The sequence below is a fragment of the Streptomyces crystallinus genome, assembly GCF_039521265.1.
Classification (GTDB): Bacteria; Actinomycetota; Actinomycetes; order Streptomycetales; family Streptomycetaceae; genus Streptomyces; species Streptomyces crystallinus.
On sequence record NZ_BAAACA010000007.1, the window covers coordinates 38,445 to 64,808 of the forward strand.

Annotated in this window: 22 protein-coding genes; 16 read left to right on the plus strand and 6 right to left on the minus strand. The window is 72.2% G+C overall.

The features are described 5' to 3' along the window. Nucleotides 1–132: 132 nt before the first annotated feature. Both ABD236_RS06940 and ABD236_RS06945 read left to right on the plus strand, forming a co-directional pair. The gene (locus ABD236_RS06940; protein ID WP_344071331.1) at nucleotides 133–774 is read left to right on the plus strand and encodes an RNA polymerase sigma factor; all 642 of its coding nucleotides are present in this window, start codon (nucleotides 133–135) and stop codon (nucleotides 772–774) included. Next, complete coding sequence (locus ABD236_RS06945) at nucleotides 774–1,931, plus strand: hypothetical protein (RefSeq protein WP_344071333.1); 1,158 nt, start codon at nucleotides 774–776, stop codon at nucleotides 1,929–1,931. The genes ABD236_RS06940 and ABD236_RS06945 overlap by 1 nt, the downstream gene beginning before the upstream one ends. A 210-nt stretch (nucleotides 1,932–2,141) precedes the next feature. On the opposite strand, the gene ABD236_RS06950 is transcribed toward ABD236_RS06945, so the two are convergent. Further along, nucleotides 2,142–3,026 (minus strand): L,D-transpeptidase family protein, encoded by an 885-nt coding sequence (locus ABD236_RS06950; RefSeq protein ID WP_344071335.1) that lies wholly within the window; start codon nucleotides 3,024–3,026, stop codon nucleotides 2,142–2,144. 94 nt (nucleotides 3,027–3,120) lie between these two features. Here ABD236_RS06950 and ABD236_RS06955 point away from each other — a divergent pair, with 94 nt between their 5' ends. Beyond that, nucleotides 3,121–4,725, plus strand: a complete 1,605-nt coding sequence (locus ABD236_RS06955) for an acyl-CoA mutase large subunit family protein (protein WP_344071337.1) — start codon at nucleotides 3,121–3,123, stop codon at nucleotides 4,723–4,725. A gap of 440 nt (nucleotides 4,726–5,165) precedes the next feature. Here ABD236_RS06955 and ABD236_RS06960 read toward each other — a convergent pair whose 3' ends face one another. After that, entirely contained in the window at nucleotides 5,166–5,804 is a 639-nt protein-coding gene (locus tag ABD236_RS06960) for a TetR/AcrR family transcriptional regulator C-terminal domain-containing protein (protein ID WP_344071339.1), read from the minus strand. A 37-nt stretch (nucleotides 5,805–5,841) separates the two neighbouring features. Here ABD236_RS06960 and ABD236_RS06965 point away from each other — a divergent pair, with 37 nt between their 5' ends. Beyond that, entirely contained in the window at nucleotides 5,842–7,311 is a 1,470-nt protein-coding gene (locus ABD236_RS06965) for an FAD-dependent monooxygenase (protein ID WP_344071341.1), read from the plus strand. Nucleotides 7,312–7,338: 27 nt separating this feature from the next. Here the strand turns inward: ABD236_RS06965 and ABD236_RS06970 are convergent, their stop codons facing one another. Then, nucleotides 7,339–8,658 carry a polysialyltransferase family glycosyltransferase gene (locus ABD236_RS06970; protein ID WP_344071344.1) on the minus strand — a complete coding sequence of 440 codons (1,320 nt, stop codon included), beginning with the start codon at nucleotides 8,656–8,658 and terminating at the stop codon, nucleotides 7,339–7,341. Next, nucleotides 8,658–9,644, minus strand: a complete 987-nt coding sequence (locus ABD236_RS06975; RefSeq protein WP_344071346.1) for a glycosyltransferase family 2 protein — start codon at nucleotides 9,642–9,644, stop codon at nucleotides 8,658–8,660. Before ABD236_RS06975 ends, ABD236_RS06970 begins: the two co-directional genes overlap by 1 nt. Before the next feature lie 187 nt (nucleotides 9,645–9,831). On the opposite strand from ABD236_RS06975, the gene ABD236_RS06980 reads away from it, so the two are divergent. The 12 genes from ABD236_RS06980 (at nucleotide 9,832) to ABD236_RS07035 (ending at nucleotide 23,481) form a co-directional block, all read left to right on the plus strand. After that, a complete protein-coding gene (locus ABD236_RS06980) occupies nucleotides 9,832–11,154 on the plus strand; it encodes a DUF6716 putative glycosyltransferase (protein WP_344071348.1) in 1,323 nt (440 codons plus the stop codon). Beyond that, complete coding sequence (locus tag ABD236_RS06985) at nucleotides 11,154–12,380, plus strand: cytidylyltransferase domain-containing protein (RefSeq protein WP_344071350.1); 1,227 nt, start codon at nucleotides 11,154–11,156, stop codon at nucleotides 12,378–12,380. Before ABD236_RS06980 ends, ABD236_RS06985 begins: the two co-directional genes overlap by 1 nt. Before the next feature lie 12 nt (nucleotides 12,381–12,392). After that, nucleotides 12,393–13,325 (plus strand): N-acetylneuraminate synthase family protein, encoded by a 933-nt coding sequence (locus ABD236_RS06990; RefSeq protein ID WP_344071353.1) that lies wholly within the window; start codon nucleotides 12,393–12,395, stop codon nucleotides 13,323–13,325. A gap of 108 nt (nucleotides 13,326–13,433) precedes the next feature. Continuing rightward, nucleotides 13,434–14,441, plus strand: a complete 1,008-nt coding sequence (locus ABD236_RS06995) for a hypothetical protein (protein WP_425543829.1) — start codon at nucleotides 13,434–13,436, stop codon at nucleotides 14,439–14,441. A 285-nt stretch (nucleotides 14,442–14,726) separates the two neighbouring features. Continuing rightward, nucleotides 14,727–15,959, plus strand: coding sequence for an amidohydrolase (locus ABD236_RS07000; RefSeq protein ID WP_344071433.1), 1,233 nt, complete (start codon nucleotides 14,727–14,729; stop codon nucleotides 15,957–15,959). A gap of 140 nt (nucleotides 15,960–16,099) precedes the next feature. Then, entirely contained in the window at nucleotides 16,100–17,164 is a 1,065-nt protein-coding gene (locus ABD236_RS07005; RefSeq protein ID WP_344071357.1) for a BMP family lipoprotein, read from the plus strand. 228 nt (nucleotides 17,165–17,392) lie between these two features. After that, a complete protein-coding gene (locus ABD236_RS07010; RefSeq protein WP_344071435.1) occupies nucleotides 17,393–18,928 on the plus strand; it encodes an ABC transporter ATP-binding protein in 1,536 nt (511 codons plus the stop codon). Continuing rightward, nucleotides 18,925–20,046 (plus strand): ABC transporter permease, encoded by a 1,122-nt coding sequence (locus ABD236_RS07015; RefSeq protein ID WP_344071360.1) that lies wholly within the window; start codon nucleotides 18,925–18,927, stop codon nucleotides 20,044–20,046. The genes ABD236_RS07010 and ABD236_RS07015 overlap by 4 nt, the downstream gene beginning before the upstream one ends. Beyond that, nucleotides 20,043–21,329 (plus strand): ABC transporter permease, encoded by a 1,287-nt coding sequence (locus ABD236_RS07020; RefSeq protein ID WP_344071362.1) that lies wholly within the window; start codon nucleotides 20,043–20,045, stop codon nucleotides 21,327–21,329. The genes ABD236_RS07015 and ABD236_RS07020 overlap by 4 nt, the downstream gene beginning before the upstream one ends. Next, on the plus strand, nucleotides 21,326–21,748 hold the full coding sequence (locus tag ABD236_RS07025) for a cytidine deaminase (RefSeq protein WP_344071364.1): 423 nt from the start codon (nucleotides 21,326–21,328) through the stop codon (nucleotides 21,746–21,748). The genes ABD236_RS07020 and ABD236_RS07025 overlap by 4 nt, the downstream gene beginning before the upstream one ends. A 116-nt stretch (nucleotides 21,749–21,864) precedes the next feature. Continuing rightward, entirely contained in the window at nucleotides 21,865–23,142 is a 1,278-nt protein-coding gene (locus tag ABD236_RS07030) for a thymidine phosphorylase (RefSeq protein ID WP_344071366.1), read from the plus strand. A gap of 69 nt (nucleotides 23,143–23,211) precedes the next feature. Beyond that, nucleotides 23,212–23,481, plus strand: coding sequence for an STAS domain-containing protein (locus tag ABD236_RS07035; protein WP_344071368.1), 270 nt, complete (start codon nucleotides 23,212–23,214; stop codon nucleotides 23,479–23,481). 474 nt (nucleotides 23,482–23,955) lie between these two features. Here ABD236_RS07035 and ABD236_RS07040 read toward each other — a convergent pair whose 3' ends face one another. Together ABD236_RS07040 and ABD236_RS07045 are read right to left on the minus strand one after the other, a co-directional pair. Then, complete coding sequence (locus ABD236_RS07040) at nucleotides 23,956–24,963, minus strand: sigma-70 family RNA polymerase sigma factor (protein ID WP_344071371.1); 1,008 nt, start codon at nucleotides 24,961–24,963, stop codon at nucleotides 23,956–23,958. Nucleotides 24,964–25,046: 83 nt separating this feature from the next. Then, nucleotides 25,047–26,336, minus strand: a complete 1,290-nt coding sequence (locus ABD236_RS07045; protein ID WP_344071373.1) for an MFS transporter — start codon at nucleotides 26,334–26,336, stop codon at nucleotides 25,047–25,049. Between the last annotated feature and the right edge of the window lie 28 nt (nucleotides 26,337–26,364).

Below are 26,364 nucleotides of genomic sequence, written 5' to 3' on the forward strand. Positions count from 1 at the left end.
GCGCTGGGTCAGCGAATTGTTGCGGGTTGTACAAGTAATGGACTTAACCGCCGCCGAGGCCGTAGCGTGCTCCTTCGCGCCGGTCGGCGCGGCAGCGATGACCGGCTGCGAGACCAGGGCAGGGTGCGGGGAGTGCAGGGGGAAGACGCGGAGCTGACTGCCGCGATACTCGCGGCACAGGGCGGCGACGAGAGCGCGTTCCGTGCTGTGTACCGCGCGGTGCACCCACGGCTGCTCGGCTACACCCGTACGCTCGTCGGCGAGGCCGACGCGGAGGACGTGGCGTCCGAGGCGTGGCTCCAGATAGCCCGGGACATCGAGCGCTTCAACGGCGACGCGGACCGCTTCCGCGGCTGGGCCGCCACCATCGCCCGCAACCGGGCCCTCGACCACATCCGGATGCGCGGGCGGCGCCCCGCGGTCGGCGGCGACGAGACCGAGCTGACCGGCCGTCCCGCCGACTCGGACACCGCGGGCGAGGCGATGGAGTCGCTGGCCACCGGACGTACGATGGCGCTCATCGCGCAGCTCCCGCAGGACCAGGCCGAGGCCGTGGTGTTGCGGGTGGTGGTCGGGCTCGACGCCAAGAGCGCGGCCGAGACCCTGGGCAAGCGGCCCGGCGCGGTGCGGACGGCCGCGCACCGCGGGCTCAAGCGGCTGGCCGAACTGCTGGGGACGGAGAACGCCCCGGCGGATCTCGGCGGGGTGCCGCCGCAACGGAATCGGTCGTGCGGTGTGACGCAATCGGGCGCGCCGACGCAGAAGGACATGTGATGGCCGACGAGCGCCACGAATGGCTGGACGAGGACGCCGCGGAGCGGTTGCTGCGCGGCGAGAACGTCGTCCCCGCCGACGACCGTGCCCGCGAGCAGGCCGAACGGCTCTCCGCGGTGCTGCGCGCGCTGGCCGGTCCGGACGTACGGCAGGCCATGGACGCCCCCGCCGCGGGTGAACTGCCGGGCGAGGCCGCCGCGCTGGCCGCGTTCCGCCGCGCCCGCGCCCAGGCCGGCGCGCCCTCGGGCGCGGTGGCCGACACCGTCGTACGGGTCGGGCGCGAGCCCCGTGCCGCCCGCGCGCGCCGACGGCTGCGGCCGGTCCGTTTCGGCCTGGCCGCGGCGCTCGCCGGGTGCGCCCTGGGCGGCGTCGCCATGGCCGCCGGGACCGGGGTGCTGCCGGGCCTGGGCACCGCCGACCCCGAGCCGGGCTCCTCCGTGTCCGCCGTGGCGACCCCGTCGCCGATCGACTCGACGTCCCCCTCGGGGCGTACCGGCGCCCCCGTCGCCCCGAAGTCGCCCACGCCGGGCCGCACTCCGTCGGGCGAGGCCAGTACACCGGGCGCCACCGCGTCGGACTCGGTCGAGACCCCGGGGACGACGCCCGCCCCGGCGCCCACAAGCGGGGGCAAGCAGGAGGACTGGGCCGCCAAGAAGGTCGAGTACTGCCGTGACTTCCGCTCCGGACGCCTCGACCAGACGCGTCGGCATCGGCTGGAAATCGCCGCTCTGGGCGCCGCCCGGATCAAGCAGTTCTGCGACAACGTGATCGAGGAGGCCGAGCGCGGCCACAAGGGCGGCTCCGGCGGCAAGGACGGCTCGGGCGGCAAGGGCGGCTCCGGCGACGACAAGGGGGACGGCCATGGCGGCCACGGCGGCGGCTCCGGAGGGCACGGCGGCCGTGACGGCTCGATCCTGAAGCTGCCCAACGTCAGCTGGTCCACGCCGCCCGCCGGCGGCTCACCCGCGCTGCCCGGGCTGCCGGGCGTCCCGGGCACGGGCGACGCCGACCGCAGCGGCGCGACCCGGCCGCCCGCCGTGCCGGTCGTCCCGCAGGCCTCCCGCGCGGTCCCGAACCCGCACCCGCTCGCGCTGCTCGGCGCGGCCGTGACCGGCGCGAACCAGGCGCTCGCACACCGGCTCGAACGACTGGTGTGACACTTTTCGGCCCGCCGACGCAGTAGGAAGTGAGCCGACTGGTCATCGGCGGCGCCCAGAGCCGGGGTTCCCCCCGTACCCAAGGCTCGGCGCGAACGGCGCGGGCGGGACACGTTCCCCCGGTCCCGCCCGCGCCCTCCCTCTTCCGACCGGCCCGCGCGGGCCCCGGCGTCGGATCACCGGTAACCGATGACTGGCGACCGATCACGATCACCAGTAGATGACGACCTTGTCGTTGACCTTCACCTGGTCGAAGAGCTTGGCGAGCTTCGCCTTGTCGCGCACGTTCACGCAGCCGTGCGAGGCACCCGCGTAACCGCGCTTGGCGAAGTCCGACGAGTAGTGCACGGCCTGGCCGCCGCTGAAGAACATCGCGTACGGCATGGGCGTGTGGTAGATCGACGAGACGTGGTTCTTGCTCTTCAGGAAGACCTTGAAGACGCCCTCGCGGGTCGGCGTGTACTGGGAGCCGAACCGCACGTCCATCGAGGACTGCACCTTGCCGTTGACCACCCAGTTGAGCGTGCGGGTGGTCTTGCTGATGCACAGCACCCGGCCGGTCATACAGCGCTTGTCCAGCTTGGTCTTCGGCTTGTTGACGGTCTTCCCGGCGATCTCGTCGCGGGTCGGCCTGGTCGTCATGTCCGCCAGCCGCTGCCAGGTGGCGGCGTCGGCCGACCCGGTGGCGGGCAGTCCGCGCTTGTCCTGGAAGCCCTTGACGGCGGCCGCGGTGACGCTGCCGTACGTACCCGTCGGCGTGTCGTCGAACCAGCCGACCTGGGCGAGCCGGGCCTGGAGCTCCTTGACCCGGTCGCCCTTGGCGCCCGCGGCCATCAGGATCTTCGGCTGCGGCCGGGCGGCCGTGGTGTTGGAGGCGGACGGCGCGACGGCGGCGTCGGCCTGGCCGGCCCCGTTGGCCTGGTTGTCGTTGGCGGAGTCCGCAGAGGGCGCCGAGGAGGGCGCCTGCGCGGCGGGCTTCTGGTCGGCGGCCCCCGACGCCTTGTCGGACTGAGCGCCGCACGCGGCGGTCACGGTCAGGACCGTGGCCGCGGCGAGCGTTCTGGCTATGACAGTGGTGAGATGGTTCCGGCGCATGGTCGCCCCCCTGATATTCCCTCTGGTGATCCCAGAGACTGTTTCCCGGGCCGAACGGTTGCAGAAAGCCGGCGAGGAAGCGAGGCGGAACACAATGGCGCGCGAGTCGGACGGTGCCCGGCGCACCGAGAGCGGTCTGCCCCTCGACCCGGTCTACGGACCGGACGCCCTCGACGGGTGGGACCCGGCCCGGCAGCTGGGTGAGCCGGGCGGGTATCCGTTCACCCGGGGCGTCTACCCGACGATGTACACGGCACGCCCCTGGACCATGCGCCAGTACGCCGGGTTCGGCACGGCGGCCGAGTCCAACGCCCGCTACCGGCAGCTGATCGCCAACGGCACCACCGGCCTGTCGGTCGCCTTCGACCTGCCGACCCAGATGGGCCACGACAGCGACGCGCCGCTCGCGCACGGCGAGGTCGGCAAGGTCGGGGTGGCCGTCGACTCCGTCGAGGACATGCGGGTCCTGTTCGACGGCATCCCGCTGGGCGAGGTCTCGACCTCGATGACGATCAACGCGCCCGCGGCGCTGCTGCTCCTGATGTACCAGCTGGTCGCCGAGGAGCAGGGGGTGCCGGCGCACCGGCTGACGGGCACGGTCCAGAACGACGTGCTCAAGGAGTACATCGCCCGCGGCACCTACATCTTCCCGCCCAAGCCGTCGCTGCGGCTGGTGGCGGACGTGTTCCGGTACTGCCGGGCGGAGCTGCCGAAGTGGAACACGATCTCGATCTCCGGCTACCACATGGCCGAGGCGGGGGCCACGCCCGCGCAGGAGATCGCGTTCACGCTGGCCGACGGCATCGAGTACGTCCGCACCGCGGTCGCGGCCGGGATGGCGGTGGACGACTTCGCGCCGCGGCTGTCGTTCTTCTTCGTCGCGCGTACGACGCTCCTGGAGGAGGTGGCCAAGTTCCGCGCCGCGCGGCGGATCTGGGCGCGGGTGATGCGGGAGGACTTCGGCGCGCAGGACCCCAGGTCGTGGATGCTGCGCTTCCACACCCAGACGGCCGGGGTGCAGCTCACCGCGCAGCAGCCCGAGGTGAACCTGGTCCGGGTCGCCGTGCAGGGCCTGGCGGCGGTGTTCGGCGGCACCCAGTCGCTGCACACCAACTCCTTCGACGAGGCGATCGCGCTCCCCACGGACAAGAGCGCGCGCCTGGCCCTGCGCACCCAGCAGGTCCTCGCGTACGAGACGGACGTGACGGCCACCGTCGACCCCTTCGCGGGTTCGTACGTCGTGGAGTCCATGACGGACGACCTGGAGGCGGCGACGCTGGCGCTGATGGAGCGGGTGGCGGACCTGGGCGGCGCGGTGGCCGCGATCGAGCACGGCTTCCAGAAGGACGAGATCGAGCGCTCGGCGTACCGGATCGCGCGGGAGACGGAGGCGGGCTCGCGGGTGGTGGTCGGGGTCAACCGGTTCCGCCTCGACGCGGAGGAGCCGTACGAGCCGCTTCGGGTGGACCCGGCGATCGAGGCGCGGCAGGCGGCCGCGCTGGCCCGGCTGCGGTCCGAACGCGACTCCGGGGCGGTCGCCTCGGCCCTGGCCGCGCTTCGGGCGGCCGCGTCGTCCTCGTCCCAGGACAACGTCCTGTACCCGATGAAGACGGCGCTTGCCGCGCGGGCGACGGTGGGGGAGGTGTGCGGGGCGCTGCGGGAGGTTTGGGGGGCGTATGAGCCGGCCGGCCCGCTCTGAATTGCGCCCGGCCTTTGTCTGCGGCTGGGTGGACGGTTGCTCGCGCCCCTGTGTTGCCCGGGCTTTGTCTGCGGGCCGGTGGTCTCTTCTCGCGCAGTTCCCCGCGCCCCTGAAGGCGCCCCTGCGGGGCGATCGGGGGCGTGTGCTTTGTCTGCGGGCCGGTGGCCGGTTGCTCGCGCAGTTCCCCGCGCCCCTAAAAGCGCCTGTGGCTGAGCTGAGTTTTCCGACTGCGGCCACCCCCTAGGGGCGCGGGGAACTGCGCGAGAAGCGGCCACGGTCCGCAGGCGAGAGCGGGTTTAGGGGCGCGGGGAACTGCGCGAGCAACCCACCACTCAGCCGCAGACAAAGACCGGGCCAAACAGGGGCGCGGGGAACTGCGCGAGCAACCCGCCACCGGGCCGCAGACAAAGGCCGGGCACGACAGGGGTCGGGGCGTGAGGTTACGTGGTCCGTCGCGTCCCGTACCGCGATTCGATTCCCGCGATCACCACCTCCAAACCCCCCTCGAACCTCCCCTCGTCGTCCTCGAAGAGGACAGACCCGACCGACGCCGCCAGGGGGTACTCGGACAGCCGTGCCGCCCGCGCCGCCACGTCGAACGGCTCCGCCGACATCCCCTGCTCCTCCGCCACGAACCCCATCGTGTACGCGTACGCCGTCGCCCCGGCCAGCGCCGCGTCCCGGGGCGCGATCCCGGCCGCGCGCATCGCGGCCAGCAACTGCTCCAGCGGCGCCGCGTGGTCCGTGCCGGTGAAGCGCGCGCCGCCGTAGACCTTCGCGCCGTCGCGGTAGCTCAGCAGCATGGCGCGCAACGCCCGGTTGAAGGCGGCCAGTTGCTCCTGCCAGGGCGCGTCGGGGGAGACGCCGGGGACGCCGTCCGCCGCCATCCGCCGGTGCATCACCGTCGCCATCTCGTCGAGCAGTGCCTGCTTGTTCTTGAAGTGCCAGTACAGCGCCGGCGCCTGGACCTTCAGCTCCTTGGCGATCGCCCGGAGGGTGAGCCCGTCCAGGCCCACCTCGTTCAGCAGCCGCAGCGCGGTGTCGGCGACCTGCGCCCGGTCGATTCTCGTCGTAGCCACCTTGACAACTTAACACCGTTAAGCGCATGCTCGCGGCATGGAACTTAACGGTGTTAAGGAACCGCACGCGGCGAATGCCGAGATCGACGTGCTGATCTGCGGAGCAGGCCCCACCGGCCTGGTCCTCGCCATGGACCTCGCCCGCCGCGGCGTCCCCGCGCTGCTCGTCGAGAAGTCCGACCGGCTCTTCCCCGGGTCCCGCGGCAAGGGCCTCCAGCCCCGCACCCAGGAGGTGCTGCATGACCTCGGGGTCCTGGAGGCGGCCCGCGCGGCCGGAGGCGCGTACCCCCGGATGCTCGCCTGGGAGGGCCCGGACGGCACCACCCGGGGGCGCGAGTGGGACATGATGGAGATCTCGGAGCCGACCGAGCAGACCCCGTACGCGAACGGTCTGCTCATCGCGCAGTCGCGGCTTCAGGCGCTGCTCCACGACCGGCTGCGCGCCCTCGGCGGCGAGGTCGTGTTCGATGCCGAGCTGACCGGGTTCGACCAGGACGCGGACGGCGTCACGGCCCGTTTCGCGGACGGCCGCGAGGTCCGCGCCCGCTATCTGGTCGCCGCCGACGGCGGCCGGTCGACCGTGCGCCGGCTGCTGGGCGTGGCCATGGAGGGCGAGTCGGTCGACCCCAAGCCGATGCTGGTGGCCGACGTGGTGATCGCAAAGGACGCGTTCGTCGACGGGAACAACTGGCACGCCTGGGCGGGCGCGAGCGGCGGCGCCGTGGTGCTCTGCCCGCTGCCGGGCACCCCCCGGCTGTTCCAGCTGGTCGCCCAGTACGAGGACGTGGAAGCGGTGCCGGACGCGACGCCCGAGGGGGTGCGCAAGCTGGTGGCCACGCGGACGCCGGTGGCCGCCGACGAGATCACCGAGGTCGTCTGGGCCTCCGAGTTCCGCCCCCGGGCCGCGCTGGCCGAGCGGTTCCGGACGGGCCGGGTCTTCCTCGCGGGGGACGCCGCCCATGTGCACTCACCGGCCGGCGCCCAGGGGCTGAACACCAGCGTCCAGGACGCCTACAACCTGGGCTGGAAGCTCGGCCAGGTGCTGCGGCACGGCGCCCCGGCCGAGCTGCTCGACACGTACGAGCAGGAGCGGCGGCCGGTCGCCGCCCAGGTCCTCGGCATCAGCACCCGGCTGCACCGCCAGGCCCTGCTCGGCGGCGACAGCCAGCGCGGCAACGTGGTCAAGCAGCTCGGCATCGGCTACCGCGGCGGCCCGCTCTCCACGGGCCGCGCCGGAAACCTGGAAGCGGGCGACCGCGCCCCCGACGGCACCCTCCCCGAGGGCCGCCTCTTCGACCTGTTCAGCGGCCCCCACTTCACCCTCCTGGCCATCGGCACCCAGCCCCCGAAGGCGGAGAGCCCCCAGGTCCACGTACACACCCTGAAGGCATACGAGCCGTACGGCCAGGGCCTGTTCCTCATCCGCCCGGACGGCTACGTCGGCTGGGCGGGGGAGACGGACCGGGGGCTGGGGGAGTATCTGGCGCGGTGCGGCGCCGGTCGTTAGAGCGGCCGCCCAGGAGGCAGCGGCCGCCTACGACGCCCGCGCCCGCCGAGCCGCCGACCGGGCCCGCCGCGCCAGCTTCCGTACCGTCGCGTTGCGGGGGATGAAGGCGAGCTGGCTGGGGATGGCGCCGGGGAGGGCCAGGGTGGTGAGGCGGCGGCGTTTGAAGTAGCGCCAGGTGTGGGGGGTCAGGTGGTGGGTGAGGTAGTGCTCGGCCGCGGGGCGCAGGTCGGGGCGGATCTCGGACTGCATCGCGTAGCCGACCGCCGCCACCAGGGCCGTCAGGTCGTGCGGTGGGTCGGGGGCCTCGCCCTCCAGGGGCGGCAGCAGCGCGTCCACCAGGGTCACCGGGATCCGGTTGCTGTTCTGGTAGGGGGTGAGGCGGTCGAGCAGCAGCTCCGTGCCGGTGCGGGCGACGGGGATGTCGTAGAACGCGGACGCGGTGAGGAGCGCGGTGGAGAAGCAGCCGACCACCAGGGCCGGGGCGATGCGGTCGTAGAGCACCTCGGCCAGCAACGGGCTCTCCAGGACCGTCAGTTCGACGCCCAGCCCCTCCGCCTCCGTGCGCAGCGACCGCGACCAGGCGGGCGGCGCCGAGGGGTGCGGCTTGAAGACGATCTCGCGGTGGCCGCGCGCGGCCGCGCCCCGCACCATGGCGAGGTGCAGCTCCTCCTCCTCGGCCTCGGTGAGGATCGAGAGCGCCGCCAGGTACTGACCGAGCAGCAGCGCCGCCCCCCGGGGCACCTCGGGCTCCTCGCCGTCGGCGGACAGCTCGCCCACCACCTTGGTGAACGCCGCCGTCGGGATCACCTCCGCGCGCACCCCGAACTCGCCGAGCAGCAGCGGCTCCAGCTCCGGCACCAGATCCAGGTGCAGCACCCGCCGCACCCGCGAACCCACCAGCGGGTCCAGCTTGTTGCGGGTGGGCCCGTAGCTCATCAGCCCGTCCGCGTACACGTGCAGCGGCGCGTCCGGGAAGAGCTGGGCGACCGCCCCCGCCGGGTTGACCTGGATGGACTCGACGGCCAGCTCGATCCGGTCGTCACCGAGGTCCCAGGCGCGCCGCAGCTGGCGCTCCCACAGCGGGACGTCGTCCGCGCGCGGCGCCCAGCCGCCCGGGTGCATCGGCGCGATGGTCTCGTTCCACGACAGCACCCCGTCGAAGCGCCCGCGCAGCGACGCGAAGCCCGGCATGGTGTCCAGCGAGGGCGAGGTCTCCGGGATCGGGGCGTTGTTGCTGACCAGGAGGAGGCGCCGGTCGGCCGGGCCGAAGCAGTCGCTGTCGATCGCGGCGGCCAGCGTCGCCACCCCGTACAGCGTCGTGGCCAGGAAGATCTGAGTCGTACGCATCAGGCCGCGGCCCCCGCCGAGGTGAGGGCGTGCGTACGCCCGCGCAGCCGCCGCAGCCGGGAGGCGCGGGCCGAGTCCATGGAGTCCAGCGCCTCCCTGAGAATGTCCTGCGGCATCCTTTTCAGCGCTCCCGCACTCATTGTCCGCAGTCTGCGAGCCACGGCCGGTTCGAACCTTTCACTGTTTCCCAGGTGATGGGAAATGATGGCGCAGTACGTCCGTACCGCCTTCGGCAGCAGTTCCGCGGAATGTGGATCTTGAGCGGTTTCCTCGATTACCTGGTCGAATGCCCGGATGAAATCGAGCTGGCGTACGTCGCCGATCTGCGTCAGTGAAGTCGCCACTCCGCGCCGGTAGTAGACGCCGAGCAGACCCAGTACCGCGAAGGATTCCGCCTCCCGGTGCAGCCGCCAGATCCACGGCCGGTCCTCGGCCGTGCGCAGCCCGTCCGTGAAGTGCAGCAGCCCCCGCTCCACCAGCCGCCGGTGGTAGATCCCGGCCCAGGCGAACGCGTAGTCCACCGAGGTCGAGCGGGTGGTAGGCAGGATCGCCGCGCGCGGGTCAAGGACCTCGCCGCGCCGCCCGTGCGGCACCCGCTGCACCGAGCGCTGGTTCCCGGTGCACTGCACGTGGTCGGTGCGCAGGAAGTCACAGCCCAACTCCTCGATGGCGGCCACCAGTCGGGAGTAGTAGCCGGGCGCCAGCCAGTCGTCCCCGTCGAGGAAGGTGACGTACTCGCCGCGCGCCGCGTCGATGCCGGTGTTGCGGGCGGTGGCGAGACCGCCGTTCTTCTCGTGTCTGAGGACCACCGCCCCGGGCAGCTCGCGCTCGGCGCGGGCGAGCAGCGCGGCCGTACCGTCCGATGAGCAGTCGTCGACCAGAAGGAACTCGAAGTCCTCACGCGCGTTGTCGCGCAGACTTCTCAGGGTGTCGGGGGCATAGGTGCGCACGTTGTAGAACGGCACGACCACGGAGAGCTTGACCACCCGGGTGACGCTAAGCGGCCCCGCGTCATTCGCCCTGTCCGTGCGAGGGATGTCGGGTGAACACTGGGCGACCGGGTTGTTAACCGGTTCGCTTTCCGGGCTCTTTCCCCTTTCGTAGAGACGCTGTTAACCATCTGTTGCGGTCCAGTTGGGCCGCCAAACGGAATGGATTCCTAGCTTCTTCGACGTGCCATCCGTTACGAACCCCACCGACACCGCACCGAGGATCGCCGTTCTCGCCGATTCCGACACCCGGTGGAAATGGGGTGCCCTCACCGCCCGCCGGCTCGCCGAGCGCACCCCCGCGCTCAGCGGCTTCCTGCTGCGCGGCCGGGCCACCCCCACCCCGCGCCAGCTCGCCGAGGTCGGCGTCGACGCCGGCGCCCTGCGCGAGGTGACGATGGCCGCGTTCCTGAAGGCCGTCGAGCGCGAGCCGTACGACGTGGTGGTCCTCGCGCTGGTCGGCGGCGCCGCCCAGGCCGCCCTGCACGGCCTCGCCCGGCTGTGGCCGGCCGGCGCCCGCAGGCCCGTCCTGGTCACCGGCTACGTCGGCGTCGTCTACGAGAAGCTCGCCGACGGCCTGCTGCTGCGCCACGGCGCCGATGTGGTCCTCGCCAACTCCCGGCACGACGCCGAGCGGTTCCGCGCGGTGTACGAGGGCGTGGGCGCCGACGCCTCGGCGGTCACCGAGGCCGCCCTGCCCTTCCTCGGCGGCGCGCCCTACACGCCCGAGCCGGGCCGCGACACGGTCGTCTTCGCCGCCCAGCCGTCGGTGCCCGAGAGCCGCGCCGACCGGCTCTACCTGCTGCGGCGCCTCACCGAACACGCCCGCCGCCAGCCGGGCCGCGAAGTGCTGCTCAAGCTGCGCTCCAAGCCCGGCGAGCACACCACGCACATCGAGGAGCAGCCCTACCAGCGGCTCGTCCGCTCCCTGGACCCGCCGCCCAACTTCCGGCTGGTGTACGGGAACATGGGCGAGGTCCTGGACCGCACCGACCTGCTGGTCACGGTCTCCTCGACGGCGGCCCTGGAGTCGCTGCACCGCTCGGTGCCCACCGCCGTCCTGACCGACCTGGGCGTGCGCGAGAACCTCGGCAACCACCACTTCGTCGGCTCCGGCTGCCTGGCCTCCTGGGACGAGCTCGACGCCGGCCACCGCCCGAGCCCCGACCCGGACTGGCTCGCGGCCCAGGGGGTCGCGCCCGGCGACGCGTACGCCACCGCCTTCGACGCGGCCCGCGCGCGCATCGCCGGCCTGCTGGCCCGCCCGGGCCTGCCGCCCGTACGCCCGTACTACACACCCACCACCGCGCCCGGCTATCTGCCCGGCCTCCTCGCCCGCCACCACCTCGCCCCCGACGGCACCCCGCTGCCGGGCGCCGCGCCCCAGACGGAGGCCACCGGCGTACGCCGCCTGGTGCGCGACGCCGTACGGGACGCGGCCCGCGGGGCCTACCGCCACGGAGTGCAGCGCGTGGCCCCGGTCATCCGCCGGATGGGAGAACTCTGATGAACGCGCAGCCCGCGACGACCGCCCGGCCCAGGAAGGTGCTGGCGGTCATCCCGGCCCGGGGCGGCTCCAAGGGCGTCCCCGGCAAGAACCTCGCCGCGGTCGGCGGCGTCCCGCTGGTCGTCCGGGCCGTCCGGGCCTGCCTCGCCGCCCGCCACGTCACCGATGTCGCCGTCTCCACCGACGACCCGGCGATCGCGGCCGCCGCCGCCGCGGCCGGAGCGCACGTCGTGGTGCGCCCCGCCGCCCTCGCGGGGGACACCGCGACCAGCGAGGCGGCCGTGCTGCACGCGCTCGAAGGGCACGCGGACACCGACGTCGTCCTGCTGGTGCAGTGCACCAGCCCGTTCCTGACCCACGAGGACGTGGCCGGGGTCGCCGCCGCCGTCGTCGTGGACGGCGCCGACACGGCCGTCACCGTCGCCCCCTTCCACGGCTTCGTGTGGCGCGAGGCGGACGGCGGCGGCGAGGGCATGGGCCACGACAAGTCCTTCCGCCCGCGCCGCCAGGACCGCCCCCAGGACTTCCTGGAGACCGGCGCCGCGTACGCCATGGACGCCGCCGGCTTCCGCACCCACCGACACCGCTTCTTCGGCCGCACCGCGCTGGTGCGCACCGACCCGGCCCGGGTCCTGGAGATCGACGACCCGCACGACCTGGCCCGTGCCCGCGCGCTGGCGCCGCTGCTCGACCCGGCCCGCACCCCGGCCCGCGACGACGTCGACGCGGTCGTCCTCGACTTCGACGGCACCCAGACCGACGACCGGGTCCTCATCGACTCCGAGGGCCGCGAACTGGTCGCCGTGCACCGGGGCGACGGGCTCGGTGTCGCGGCCCTGCGCCGCGCCGGGCTGAAGCTGCTGATCCTCTCCACCGAGCAGAACCCGGTGGTCGCCGCCCGCGCCCGCAAGCTCCGGATCCCCGTACTGCACGGCGTGGACCGCAAGGACCTCGCCCTCAAGCAGTGGTGCGAGGAGAACGCCGTCGACCCGGCACGGGTGCTCTACGCGGGCAACGACGTCAACGACCTGCCCTGCTTCTCCCTCGTCGGCTGGCCGGTCGCGGTCGCCGACGCCCATGACTCCGTGCGCGCCTCCGCGCGCGCGGTCACCGCCACCCCCGGCGGCGAGGGCGCGATCCGCGAGATCGCCGCCTGGCTCCTCGGACCCGAGCTCCACCACACCCCTTCGCTGAACCCCCCGCTCCACAACTCCCCCGCCCAGTAAGGACACCCCTTCATGAGCAACCGTCTGCGCACCTTCGGCAGCCGTACCGCCGGACCGGGTCAGCCGGTGTACGTCACCGGTGAGATCGGCATCAACCACAACGGTGACCTGGGCAACGCCCTCGCCCTGATCGACGCCGCCGCCGACGCCGGCTGCGACGCCGTCAAGTTCCAGAAGCGCACTCCGGAGATCTGCACCCCGCGCGACCAGTGGGACATCGAGCGCGACACCCCGTGGGGCCGAATGACGTACATCGACTACCGCCACCGGGTGGAGTTCGGCGAGTCGGAGTACCGCGCCATCGACGAGCACTGCAAGAAGCGCGGGATCGACTGGTTCGCCTCCCCGTGGGACACCGAGGCCGTCGCCTTCCTGGAGAAGTTCGACCTGCCGGCCCACAAGGTCGCCTCCGCCTCGCTCACCGACGACGAGCTGCTGCGCGCCCTGCGCGCCACCGGCCGCACGGTGATCCTTTCCACCGGCATGTCCACCCCGAAGCAGATCCGGCACGCCGTCGAGGTGCTCGGCAGCGACAACATCCTGCTCTGCCACGCCACCTCCACGTACCCGGCCAAGGCCGAGGAGCTCAACCTGCGGGTCATCAACAGCCTGATGGCCGAGTACCCCAACGTGCCGATCGGCTACAGCGGCCACGAGACGGGCCTGCAGACCACGCTGGCCGCCGTCGCCCTCGGCGCCGCCTTCGTGGAGCGCCACATCACCCTGGACCGCGCGATGTGGGGCTCCGACCAGGCCGCCTCCGTCGAGCCGGGGGGCCTTCAGCGCCTGGTCCGCGACATCCGCACCATCGAGGCGGCGCTCGGCGACGGCGTCAAGAAGGTCTACGAGTCGGAGCTCGCCCCGATGAAGAAGCTGCGCCGGGTCACCGGCGTCGTCGCCGAGGCCGAGGCGTCCGACGCCGACCGCGCGCCGGTCGCGGTCTGAGCCGGGCCGGCCGCCGTGCCTCGGGACACCTCCGCCACGATCGCCTTCGTGGAGAGCCCGGTCCAGCTGCTCAACGTGCTGGAGTGGGCCCATTCCACGCGCCCGCTCCTGAACGGCGTGCCGGCCCAGCGGTCCGGGCCCCAGGACGCGGCGGCCGCCCACGACGACCTCACCGTCGTCGTCCTGTCGCCCACCGACCCGATGTCGCGCGGCCAGCTGCGCCGGATGGCGGAGCTGGCCCGCGAGGAGGGCATGCGGGTGCGCTGGGAGGAGGCCCGGGGCGGCCCCACCGCCCCGCTGCGCACCATCGGCGGGCTCTCCTCGCTGCTGCGCCGCGCCGACCGGATCGTCATCGGCGACCCGTTCTCGCGCTATGTCCAGCTGCTGCTCACCGTGGCGCGCGCCCGTGACCTGGTCGTCGTCGACGACGGCACGGCCACCATGGAGTTCGTCGCCCAGCTGGGCAGCGGCGAGCGGCTGGTCCGCTGGCACCGGCGGGGCAGCCGGCCGGGGGCGCGCGATCTGATCTTCGCCCCCTTCGCCGCCTCGGCGCGCCGTCGTCTCACCCCGGCCCGGGGCCGTACGGTCGAGGTGTTCAGCGCCATGCCCGTACAGGCGCCGGAGGCGGTCACGGTCACCCCGAACACCTTCGGCTGGACCCGGGCCCGGTTCGGTCCGCCGCGCCTCACCAAGGGCGCGGACATGGTGGGCACCTCGCTGGTGGAGACGGGCGTGGTGGACCCCGAGCGCTATCTGGAGGCGGTCGCGGCGCTGGCCCGCACCCACGGCGTCACCCGGTACTTCGCCCACCGCCGCGAGTCCCCGGAGAAGCTGCGCACCCTGCATCTGCGGACCGGTCTGGAGATCGTCCGGCCGGACCTGCCGCTGGAGCTCATCGCCCGGCGCGGCCCCGTCGGGCGGACCGTCCTCAGCTTTCCCTCGACCGTGGTGCACACCCTGCCGCCCGCCCTCGCGGGCACCGGGGTACGGGTCCTGGCCTGCGACATCGACCCCGGCTGGCTCACCGAGAAGGCGTCCCCGCGCGCCCGGGGCTTCCTCGCGGACGTCACCGGAACGGCCCGGGACGCCCATGGGCTGCGCATGGTCGCGGCCTGAGCGGGCACCCGAGGCCCTGGGCGCCCTCCGCCGCGGCGGGAGCCCCGGGCCCGGGCCGGGTCGGCCTGAGACGGCGGGCCGGCCTGAGACGGCGCTGAGACCGTCCTGAGAGCGCGCTGGGAAACCTCTGCGACACTTCTGAGAAACGGGCGGCGAGTTTACCCAGCCCACTGGGCCCACAACCGTCCGCCGGTCAGAAATCTTTCCCCTATCGGGCTGAACTTTTGTTGATCGACGGTTAGTTGGCCCTTGAAGGGGCCTACTCTTCAACAGGTGAACCAGTTGATGTCGCGCGCCTCCGACGAACCCGAAGCCGATCTGCCCGGGGAAACCCCGCTGCCCGGGTTGCTCCCCGAGCCCCTGGGCGCCGAACTCATCGCCTTCCGCCGGGACTTGCACATGCACCCCGAGCTGGGAAACCAGGAGTTCCGCACCACCGCGGCGATCAAGAAGCGCTTGGAGGCGGCCGGGCTGAAGCCCCGGGTCCTCGACAGTGGGACCGGACTCCTGTGCGATGTCGGCACCCGGAAGGGGGAACGGCCCATCCTGGCGATCAGGGCGGACATCGACGCCCTGCCGATCCCGGACGCCAAGGTAAACGTGCCGTACCGCTCGACCGTGCCCGATCGGGCGCACGCCTGCGGCCACGACATCCACACCACCACCGTGCTCGGCACCGGCCTGGTCCTCGCCGAGCTGGACCGCCAGGGCCTGCTGCCCCACCCGGTCCGGCTGGTCTTTCAGCCCGCCGAGGAGGTGCTGCCGGGCGGCGCCACCGACGCGATCCGCTCCGGCGCGCTGGACGGGGTGGGCAGGATCATCGCGGTGCACTGCGACCCCCGGGTGGACGCGGGCCGCATCGGGCTGCGGGCCGGGCCGATCACCTCGGCCTGCGACCGTCTGGAGATCACCCTGGACGGGCCCGGCGGCCACACCGCCCGCCCCCATCTGACCACCGATCTGGTGACCGCCGCCGCCCGGGTGGTGACCGATGTGCCCGCGCTGCTGGCCCGCCGGATCGACGCCCGCGCCGGGCTCGCCGTCACCTGGGGCCGGATCGGCTCCGGGCACGCCTGCAATGTGATCCCGATGCGCGCGGAGCTGGCCGGAACCGTGCGCTGTCTGGACCTGGAGGCGTGGCGCGACGCGCCCGAGAAGGTGCAGACCGCGATCTACGAGGTCGCCACTCTGCACGGCGCCAAGCCGGAGATCAACTATGTCCGCGGCGTGCCGCCGGTGGTCAACGATCCGGCCGTCGCCGAACTGCTGCGCGAGGCTCAGACGGCGCGCCGAGGGGCGTTCGCGATCGAGGACACCGAGCAGAGTCTGGGTGGCGAGGACTTTTCCTGGTACCTGGAGCACGTGCCGGGCGCGATGGCCCGCCTCGGGGTGCGCACTCCGGGGTCCAACGCCCGGCTTGACCTGCATCGGGGTGATTTCGACGCCGACGAGGCGGCCATCAAGGTCGGGGTGGAGCTCTTTACTGCCGCTGCGCTGCTGGAAGGACACCGTTCGTAACCAGACACTTCATCGTCTGTTCGCGGCGATTCGATAACGGCTTCCGAACAGGTCTTTACGCGACATCTACGCGCGTTACGATCCGACGCGAAACCAGCGCCGGTAGGGGCGCTCTCGGTTCGTTTTGAAGGGACCTCCTCGTGCGCCGGGTATCCAAGATCGCTGCGGCCGGTATCGCCACCGCCGCCCTCGCGCTTTCCGCCACCGCGTGTGGCAGCACGTCCTCCGAGAAGGACAAGGACTCCTCCGCGTCGTCCAGCGCGGGCGGCAAGGGCGTCAAGGTCGGTGTCGCGTACGACGTCGGCGGCCGTGGCGACCACTCGTTCAACGACTCCGCCGCGCGCGGCATCGACAAGGCCAAGGCCGAGTTCGGCGGTGAGATCAAGGAGCTCACCGCCAAGACCACGGACACCGAGGCCGACCGCGTCGAGCGCCTCACCCAGCTGGCCCAGGCGGGCTACAACCCGGTCGTCGGCATCGGCTACGCCTACGCCAACTCGATGAAGCAGGTCGCCGCCAAGTTCCCGAAGACCACCTTCGGCATCGTCGACTCCGTCGTCGAGGGCGCGCCCAACGTCGACAACATCGTCTTCACCGAGGAGCAGGGCTCCTACCTCGCCGGTGTCGCGGCGGCGCTGAAGTCCAAGACCGGCCACATCGGCTTCATCGGCGGCGTGGACGTTCCGCTGATCAAGAAGTTCGAGGCGGGCTTCGTCCAGGGCGTCAAGGACACCAAGCCCTCGGCCGACGTCAAGCCGCAGTACCTGTCGCACGGCTCGGACACCTCCGGCTTCGCCAGCCCCGACAAGGGCAAGGCCGCCGCGCAGGGCATGCTCGACGACGGCATCGACGTCATCTACACCGCCGCCGGCTCCTCCGGCAACGGCGCCATCGAGGCCGTCGCGGGCAAGAAGGGCACCTGGGCGATCGGCGTCGACTCCGACCAGTACAACCAGGCCTCGCTGGCCAAGTACAAGTCCTCGATCCTGACCTCGGTCGTCAAGAACGTCGACATCGGCGTCTACGACCTGGTCAAGTCGGTCAAGGACGGCAAGCCGCTGACCGGCACCAACAGCTACCCGCTGGCCAAGGACGGCGTCTCGCTGGCCACCAGCGGCGGCTTCATCGACGACATCAAGGCCCAGATCGACGCGGCCAAGAAGAAGATCGTCGACGGCTCGATCAAGGTCAAGACCACCCCGTGACCCCTGGCGGTCGCCGGTCGACCGCCCGCAGTCACCGCGTCCGGCTCCGGCCGGCGCACCTGCCCGGCGGGCAGAGCGTCCTCGCTCTGCCCGCCGGGCATAACGAAGTGTCAACTCTACGCGCGTAGGCCGGAGTTGGCGCGCTAGCTTCTGCGGAAGCCCCCCGCCCCCCGCTCCTGCTCCCGAGGAGAGTGCGCCATCAACGCGTCCAGCCCTCCCGCCGTCGAACTGCGCGGCATCACCAAACGGTTCCCCGGCGTCGTCGCCAACAAGGACATCGACATCACCGTCAAGAAGGGCACCGTCCATGCCCTCTGCGGTGAGAACGGTGCCGGCAAGTCGACCCTGATGAAGATCCTCTACGGCATGCAGAAGCCGGACGAGGGAACCATCACCATCGACGGCGAGCAGGCGGCCTTCCACAGCCCCGCCGACGCCATCGCGCGCGGCATCGGCATGGTGCACCAGCACTTCATGCTCGCCGACAACCTCACCGTCCTGGAGAACGTCGTCCTCGGCGGCGAGAAGCTGTACGGCATCGGCGCCAGGGCCCGTAAGAAGATCAAGGAGATCTCCGACGCGTACGGCCTGAACGTCCGGCCCGACGCGGTGGTCGAGGACCTCGGTGTCGCCGACCGCCAGCGCGTGGAGATCCTCAAGGTCCTTTACCGCGGCGCGCGCACGCTCATCCTCGACGAGCCGACGGCCGTGCTGGTCCCGCAGGAGGTCGAGGCGCTCTTCGACAACCTGCGCGAGCTCAAGGCCGAGGGCCTGACCGTCATCTTCATCTCGCACAAGCTGGGCGAGGTGCTGAAGGTCGCCGACGACATCACCGTCATCCGGCGCGGTACGACGGTGGGCACCGCCGACCCGAGGAACACCACCACCAAGCAGCTCGCCGAGCTGATGGTGGGCAGCGAGCTGCCCTCGCCCGAGACCCGCGAGTCGACGGTCACCGACGTGCCGATGCTGAAGGTCGACGACCTGAAGCTGGCCGCCACCGACCCCGACGGCGTGGTCCGCGAGGTGCTCTCCGCGGTCTCCTTCACCATCCACAAGGGCGAGGTCCTGGGCATCGCCGGGGTCGAGGGCAACGGCCAGGCCGAGCTCGTCGAGGCGATCATGGGCATGCGCGACCCGGACGGCGGTGTCATCACCCTGGACGCCGCCGACATCTCGCACGCGCCCACCCGCAAGCGGCGCGAGGACGGCATCGGGTACATCCCCGAGGACCGCCACCGCCACGGCCTCCTGCTTGAGGCCCCGCTGTGGGAGAACCGCATCCTCGGCCATGTCACCGAGCGCCCCAACTCCAAGGGCGGGCTGCTCGACAACAAGGCCGCGCGGGTGGACACGGAGCGCATCGTGCGCGAGTACGACGTGCGCACCCCCGGCATCGAGGTCACCGCGGCCTCGCTCTCCGGCGGCAACCAGCAGAAGCTGATCGTCGGCCGCGAGATGAGCCACAACCCCAAGCTCCTGATCGCCGCACACCCCACCCGGGGCGTGGACGTGGGCGCTCAGGCGCAGATCTGGGACCAGATCCGCACGGCCCGCCGCGAGGGACTCGCGGTGCTGCTGATCTCCGCCGACCTGGACGAGCTGATCGGCCTGTCCGACACCCTGCGGGTGATGTACCGCGGCCGCCTGGTCGCCGACGCCGACCCCGCCACGATCACCCCTGAGGAGCTGGGCTCCGCCATGACCGGCGCCGCCGCCGGCCATCTGGAGCACGACGACAGCACCGGGGGAGAGGACCGATGAAAAAGTTCACCCAGCGCATCGACAGGGAGAAGCTGCTCCTCGCGATCGCGGCCCCCGTGCTCGCCGTGGTCGCGGCGCTCGTCGTGACCGCCCTGGTCATCCTGGCCACCGGCAAGAACCCGATGCCCGCCTTCGACGACATGCTGTCGTACGGCTCGGCCAGTGACAGCCAGGTCTACATCCTCAACAAGGCGACGACGTACTACCTCGCGGGCATCGCGGTGGCCATCGGCTTCCGGATGAACCTCTTCAACATCGGTGTGGACGGCCAGTACCGCATCGCGGCCTTCCTCGCCGCCGTCATCGGCGGCGCGGTCTCGCTGCCGGGCATCGTCGCCATCCCGCTGATGATCCTCGCGGCGATGGTGACGGGCGCCCTGTGGGCGGCCATCGCGGGCGTCCTCAAGGTCACCCGGGGCGTCAGCGAGGTCATCTCGACCATCATGCTGAACGCCATCGCGACCGCGATCATCGCCTATCTGCTCCAGCCCGAGCGGCTCGGCCAGCTCGACCAGGCCGGCACGCTGGTCTCCACCAAGCCGCTGCCGCACAGCTCCTGGTTCTTCCACATCGACAACGGTGACGCCGGCCAGATCTGGGGCTTCATCGTCATCGCGGTGCTCGTCGGCCTGGCCTACTGGTTCGTGCTCGGCCGCACCCGCTTCGGCTTCGACCTGCGGGCCGTCGGCCAGTCCGAGTCCGCGGCCGCCGCCAGCGGTGCCAACGTCAAGAAGATGATCGTCACCAGCATGATCATCTCGGGTGCGGTGGCCGGTCTGGTCGGTCTGCCGACGCTGCTCAACGACAGCCACCAGTTCGACAACAGCTTCCCGCTGGGCCTCGGCTTCACCGGTATCGCCGTCGCGCTGCTCGGCCGCAACCACCCGGTGGGCGTGGCCGTCGCCGCGCTGGTCTGGGGCTATCTGGAGCGCACCACCGGCCACTTCGAAGTGATCGGCTACGACAAGGAGATCCTCGGCGTGATCCAGGGCGTCATCGTCCTGTGCGTCGTGATCGCGTACGAAGTCGTCCGCCGCTACGGCCTCAAGCGCCAGCAGCAGCGGGTCGGCGCCGAGCTCGCGGCCCTGGCCGCCAAGAAGCAGGAGGTGTCGGCATGAGCGTCACGACGACCCCCGCCAAGACCCCGCCGCCCCCGGCCGGGCTCAAGGGCAACGCCAAGCGCAAGTTCTCCGTCGCGCAGATCCTGCTGATCGTCGCGGCCGCGCTGATCCTGGTCTCCGCGGTGCGCATCATCACCGGCGCCGACCAGCTGACCTCCGAGGGCCAGATCAGCGCCGCCCTCGGCCTCGCGGTGCCGATCGGCCTCGCGGGCCTGGCGGGCCTGTGGTCCGAGCGGGCCGGCGTGGTCAACATCGGTCTCGAAGGCATGATGATCCTCGGCACCTTCGGCGCGGGCTGGGTCGGCTGGCAGTCCAGCCCCTGGCTCGGGCTGCTCGCGGGCGTCGGCTTCGGCGTCCTGGGCGGTCTGGTCCACGCGGTCGCCACCATCACCTTCGGCGTCGACCACATCGTCTCCGGTGTGGCCGTCAACCTGCTCGCGGTCGGCGCCACCCAGTACATGGCCAAGCTCTTCTTCAACGAGGGCGACGCCGCGGCCAAGGGCGGCAACCCCAAGCAGTCGCCGCCCGCCGAGTCGCTGCCGGACTTCACCGTCCCGGGGCTGTCCTCCGGCCTGGAGTCGATCCAGAAGCACCACTGGTTCCTGATCTCCGACCTCGCCGGAATCCTCGGCGGTCTGCTCACCCACGTCTCCTGGGTCACCGTCATCGCGGTGCTGCTCTTCGTGGGCACCTGGTGGGTGCTGTGGAAGAGCGCGTTCGGCCTGCGGCTGCGCTCCTGCGGCGAGAACCCGATCGCCGCCGAGTCGCTCGGCGTCAACGTGTACACCTACAAGTACGCGGCGGTCGCGATCTCCGGCGGTCTCGCCGGTCTCGGCGGCGCGTTCCTGGCGCTGGTCACCTCGCACATCTACCTGGAGGGCCAGACCGGCGGCCGCGGCTACATCGGCCTCGCCGCGATGATCTTCGGCAACTGGCGGCCGGGCGGACTCGCCATGGGCGCCGGCCTGTTCGGCTTCTCCGACGCGCTCCAGCTGCGCAACGGCGGCACCACCGTGCACGCCCTGCTGCTCCTGCTGGTGGTCCTGCTGGTCGCCCTGGCGGCCTGGAAGGCGTACAAGAAGGCAATGCTCCAGGCGGCGCTCAGCGCGGTCATGGCCGCCGCGATCCTCGTCTGGTACCTGATGACCGACACCGTCCCGAGCGACTTCGTCGGTGCCACGCCGTACGTGGTCACCCTGCTGGTGCTGTCGCTCTCCGCGCAGCGCCTGCGGATGCCCAAGGCCGACGGCATGCGCTACCGCAAGGGCCAGGGCAAGTGACGCCGGACGCCCCCGGCACCACCGCCGTCGACTGGGAGGCCCTGCGCGAGGCGGCCCGGGACGCCATGTCCCGGGCGTACGCCCCGTACTCGGGCTACCCGGTCGGCGCGGCGGCGCTCGTCGACGACGGTCGTACGGTCACCGGCTGCAACGTGGAGAACGCCAGCTACGGCCTCGCGCTGTGCGCCGAGTGCGGTCTCGTCTCGGCGCTGCGGCTCGGCGGCGGCGGGCGCCTGACGCACTTCGTGTGCGTCGACGGCCACGGCGCCGTGCTGGTGCCCTGCGGGCGCTGCCGCCAGCTGCTCTTCGAGCACGGCGGCCCGGAGCTGCTCCTGGAGACCCCGCAGGGGATCCTGCCGCTCTCCGCGATGCTTCCGCAGGCCTTCGGCCCGGACCACCTGAAGCAACCGCTCAAGTAACCACCGCGGCCCCTCCGTTGCTGATCAGCAGGGAGGGGCCGCCCCCTTCAGACCTCTCTATGCGCGTAGAGTCGCGTATACCGTACGGACGAACCGCACTTGCCGGAAGGAATGCCATGGACGTCATCTCCGTCATCCGCACCAAGCGAGACCGGGGCGAGCTGAGCCCGGAGCAGATCGACTGGGTCATCGACGCCTACACCCGGGGTGTCGTCGCCGACGAGCAGATGTCGGCCCTCGCCATGGCGATCCTGCTCAACGGCATGAACCGTACGGAGATCGCCCGCTGGACCGCCGCGATGATCGCGTCCGGCGAGCGCATGAACTTCGACGCGCTCTCCCGCCCCACCGCCGACAAGCACTCCACCGGCGGCGTCGGCGACAAGATCACGCTGCCGCTCGCCCCGCTGGTCGCCGCGTGCGGCGCGGCCGTGCCGCAGCTGTCGGGCCGGGGTCTGGGCCACACCGGCGGCACCCTGGACAAGCTGGAGTCCATCCCCGGCTGGCGCGCGCTGCTCTCCAACGAGGAGATGCTGAACGTCCTGGACACCACCGGCGCGGTCATCTGCGCGGCGGGCGACGGGCTGGCCCCGGCCGACAAGAAGCTCTACGCGCTCCGGGACGTCACCGGCACCGTCGAGGCCATCCCGCTGATCGCCTCCTCCATCATGTCCAAGAAGATCGCGGAAGGCACCGGCTCGCTGGTCCTCGACGTCAAGGTCGGCACCGGCGCCTTCATGAAGACCATCGAGGACGCCCGCGAGCTGGCCTCCACCATGGTCGCGCTCGGCACCGACAGCGGTGTGAAGACGGTGGCCCTGCTCACCGACATGTCCACCCCGCTCGGCCTCACCGCCGGCAACGCCCTCGAAGTACGCGAGTCCGTCGAGGTGCTGGCGGGCGGCGGCCCCAAGGACGTCGTCGACCTGACCCTGGCGCTCGCCCGCGAGATGCTGGACGCGGCCGGGATCAAGGACGCCGACCCCGAGAAGGCGCTCGCCGACGGCTCGGCCATGGACGTCTGGCGCCGGATGATCGCGGCCCAGGGCGGCGACCCGGACGCGACCCTGCCGGTCGCCCGCGAGCAGCACGTCGTGACCGCGCCGGCCTCGGGTGTGCTGACCCGCCTCGACGCGTACGACATCGGCGTCGCCGCCTGGCGCCTGGGCGCCGGCCGGGCCCGCAAGGAGGACCCGGTGCAGGCGGGCGCGGGCGTCGAGCTGCACGCCAAGCCGGGCGACACGGTGACGGCCGGTCAGCCGCTGCTCACGCTGCACACGGACACGCCGGAGAAGTTCGAGTACGCGCTCCAGACGCTGGGCGGGTCGTACGACATCGCGCCGGCGGGTACGTCGTTCACGGCGAACCCGATCGTCCTGGACCGCATCGCCTGACGCCGTCCGCGTCTTCCTCTGACCCGCCCCGGCCGATGACTTTCCCGGCCGGGGCGGGTCTGTCTGCGTGTGAACCCCACCGAACCCGCCCTCCTCGTCGTCCCGTCGCCCCTGGCCCTCGCCGACGTCCCACCGCTGTGCGAACGGCTGCGGACGCTGTACGCGGCCGGGGCGCGGGAGGTGGTGTGCGATGTGGGCGGGTTGGTACGGGCGGATCTGGCGGCGGTGGAGGTGGTGGCCCGCCTCCGCCTGACCGCGCGGCGGGCGGGTGGACGGTTGTCGATACGGGGGGCGGGGCCGGGGTTGGTGGCGCTGCTGCGGCTGGTTGGGCTGGAGTAACTGTTCGCCCGGCCTTTGCCCGCGGACCGGTGGCCGGTTGCTCGCGCAGTTCCCCGCGCCCCTCTTGTGCCCGGTCTTCGTCTGCGGGCCGGTGGTGGGCTGGTCGCGCAGTTCCCCGCGCCCCTGGGTAGTCCGGTGTGTTCGGGCGGTTGCCAGCGCCCGCTTTGAGCCTGGAGTTCGTCTGCGGGCCGGTGGCCGCTTCTCGCGCAGTTCCCCGCGCCCCTAAAAGCCTGTGGCTGAGCTGGGTTGTTCGGCTGCGGCCGAGCGCCTGAAAGCTCATGGCTGAGCTGGCTTCCCGGCTGCTGGGGACTACCTCAGGGGCGCGGGGAACTGCGCGAGAAGCGGCCACGGTCCGCAGACGAACGAGGGTTTCAAGGGACACGGGGAACCGCCGGGCGAGCCGTACTACCTAGGGGCGCGGGGAACTGCGCGAGTAACCCACCACTCAGCCGCAGACAAAGGCCGGGCAACACCTCACGCGGGGCCGAGTGACTCGGGCAGGTCGAACATCGGGAACCAACGCGCCGTGTCCAGGAACGCGTTCAGGCCCACTATCTTTCCGTCCGCGATCTCCACCACCTGAAGCGCCCACGGCTCATACCGGCCGGGCCCGCCGGGCCGGTACTGGCCGAACGCCGGCGTGCCGTTGGCCACCGTCGGCACCAGGCGCGAGCCCCGGCACCCCGCCCCCGTACCCACGTGCCACGCCACGATGTCCTCGGGGCCGCGCAGCCACAGGTCGTACGGCGGCATGGACAGCGTCGCGTCCTCGTGGAGCAGGGACGCGAGCGCCGACATGTCGTACCCCTCGAACGCCGCCACATAGCGGGCCAGGAGCTTCTGCTGCTCCTCGTCGAGCGGGTCCGCCGCGTCCGAGGCGCGCGGCTCCGACTCCGCCAGCGTCGCCCGCGCCCGCTGGAGCGCGCTGTTGACCGACGCCACCGTCGTACCGAGCAGCTCGGCCACCTCGCTCGCCTTCCAGGCGAGCACCTCGCGCAGGATGAGCACCGCCCGCTGCTTGGGCGGCAGGTGCTGGAGCGCCGCGACGAAGGCGAGCCGCACGCTCTCGCGCGCGACGGCCGTCTCGGCCGGGTCGTCCACCGCCGTGGGCAGCACCCGCGCGTCCGGCACCGGCTCCAGCCAGGTCACCTCCGGGCGCGAGCGCAGCACCGCCGAGGACGCCGTCTGCGGCGCCGTGAGGTCCATCGGGCGGGCCCGCTTGCCGCTGGCGGACAGCATGTCCAGGCAGACGTTGGTCGCGATCCGGTAGAGCCAGGACCGCAGGGACGAGCGGCCCTCGAACTTCCCGTAGCTGCGCCATGCCCGGACCAGCGTGTCCTGCACCGCGTCCTCCGCCTCGAAGGCCGAGCCGAGCATCCGGTAGCAGTACCCCGTCAGCTCGGTCCGGTGCTTCTCCAGACGGGAGTCGAGGTCCGTCGCCGCCGCCGGATCCGTCGTCAGATCACTCGTCAGATCACCCATCGCGTCCACCCCAGATCGCCCATGTGCTCCAGCTCTTCGGAAGCTACAGGAGCCCACTGACAATCGCGCCTCGGAAGGACGTTTCAGCAGGTGGCGTGGGTCGAGGCGAGCCGCGTCGCACTCCGCCGCCGCTCGCTGCGGGCGGCGTGGCTGCCGTACAGCGTCACCGAGACGACGCCGAGGACGGCGAGCAGGCCGAGCAGCACCGTGGCGGGCCAGCCGCCCGCGTGGAAGGCGACCGCGCCCAGCGTGCCGCCGGCGCTGCTGCCCAGGTAGTACGCCGACTGGTAGAGCGCCGACGCCTGGGCCCGGCCTGTCTTCGCGGTGCGGCTCACCGAGGAGGAGGCGACCGCGTGGCCCGCGAAGAACCCGGCGGTGATCAGGACCAGCCCCGCCAGGACCGCCGCCAGCGTGTCCAGCAGGCTCATCAGCAGACCGGCGGCCGTGGTGGAGACGGCCAGGTACAGCGCGCCCCGGCGGCCGAGCCGGGCGACCAGCGTCCCGGCCGCAGCCGAGGAGACCGTACCGACCAGGTAGACCAGGAAGATCGAGCCGACCACGCCCTGCGGCAGGCCGAAGGGCGCGGCGGTGAGCCGGTAGCCGATCACCGTGTAGACGGCACCGAACACCGTCATGAAGAGCGCGCCGATCGCGTACAGCCGCACGAGCAGCGGGTCCGCGAGGTGGCCGCGCACGGTGGCCGCCAGCGCGCGCGGGTCCAGCGGGGCGGCCCGGAAGTGGCGCGAGCGGGGGAGCAGCAGCCGGAAGGCCACCGCGCAGCCCGCCGCCAGCAGCCCGACCGCCGCCAGCGCCGCGCGCCAGCCCCACGCCTGCGCCACCCAGCCGGTGAGGATGCGGCCGCTCATGCCGCCGATGGAGTTGCCCGCCACGAACAGGCCGATCGCCGCGACCAGCGCCTTGGGCCGCACCTCCTCCGCCAGATAGGCCATCGCGGAGGCGGGCAGTCCGGCCAGCGCCGCGCCCTGCACCGCCCGCAGCGCCACCAGCCAGCCGACGTTGGGCGCGAACGGGACGAGCAGCCCCACGCCGACCGCCACCACCAGCGAGACCGTCATCGTCCGGGACCGCCCGAACCGCTCGGAGAGCGCGCTCAGCGGCAGTACGCACAGGGCCAGCGCGCCGGTCGCCGCCGACACGGTCCAGCTCGCCGCGGAGGCCGACACCCCCAAGTCTCCCGAGATCAGCGGGAGCAGGGCCTGGGTGGAGTAGAGGAGGGCGAAGGTGGCGACCCCGGCGGCGAAGAGCGCGAAGCTCATCCGGCGGTAGCCGGGAGCGCCCGGGAAGAGCTGGTCGGGGGACGGCGCGGTGGAGGCACCCACGGTGGTGGGTGCCCCGGTACTGGCAGGAGGCATACGTCGACCGTAGGACCGGGACCTTCAT

What these genes read in the sequence shown, in the direction of transcription:
- ABD236_RS06945 (WP_344071333.1), top strand. Translation starts at nt 774, where the DNA reads ATGGCCGACGAGCGCCACGAATGGCTGGACGAGGACGCCGCGGAGCGG.
- ABD236_RS06950 (WP_344071335.1), bottom strand. Translation starts at nt 3,026, where the DNA reads ATGCGCCGGAACCATCTCACCACTGTCATAGCCAGAACGCTCGCCGCG.
- ABD236_RS06955 (WP_344071337.1), top strand. Translation starts at nt 3,121, where the DNA reads ATGGCGCGCGAGTCGGACGGTGCCCGGCGCACCGAGAGCGGTCTGCCC.
- ABD236_RS06965 (WP_344071341.1), top strand. Translation starts at nt 5,842, where the DNA reads ATGGAACTTAACGGTGTTAAGGAACCGCACGCGGCGAATGCCGAGATC.
- ABD236_RS06970 (WP_344071344.1), bottom strand. Translation starts at nt 8,658, where the DNA reads ATGCGTACGACTCAGATCTTCCTGGCCACGACGCTGTACGGGGTGGCG.
- ABD236_RS06985 (WP_344071350.1), top strand. Translation starts at nt 11,154, where the DNA reads ATGAACGCGCAGCCCGCGACGACCGCCCGGCCCAGGAAGGTGCTGGCG.
- ABD236_RS06990 (WP_344071353.1), top strand. Translation starts at nt 12,393, where the DNA reads ATGAGCAACCGTCTGCGCACCTTCGGCAGCCGTACCGCCGGACCGGGT.
- ABD236_RS07000 (WP_344071433.1), top strand. Translation starts at nt 14,727, where the DNA reads ATGTCGCGCGCCTCCGACGAACCCGAAGCCGATCTGCCCGGGGAAACC.
- ABD236_RS07015 (WP_344071360.1), top strand. Translation starts at nt 18,925, where the DNA reads ATGAAAAAGTTCACCCAGCGCATCGACAGGGAGAAGCTGCTCCTCGCG.
- ABD236_RS07020 (WP_344071362.1), top strand. Translation starts at nt 20,043, where the DNA reads ATGAGCGTCACGACGACCCCCGCCAAGACCCCGCCGCCCCCGGCCGGG.
- ABD236_RS07030 (WP_344071366.1), top strand. Translation starts at nt 21,865, where the DNA reads ATGGACGTCATCTCCGTCATCCGCACCAAGCGAGACCGGGGCGAGCTG.
- ABD236_RS07040 (WP_344071371.1), bottom strand. Translation starts at nt 24,963, where the DNA reads ATGGGTGATCTGACGAGTGATCTGACGACGGATCCGGCGGCGGCGACG.
- ABD236_RS07045 (WP_344071373.1), bottom strand. Translation starts at nt 26,336, where the DNA reads ATGCCTCCTGCCAGTACCGGGGCACCCACCACCGTGGGTGCCTCCACC.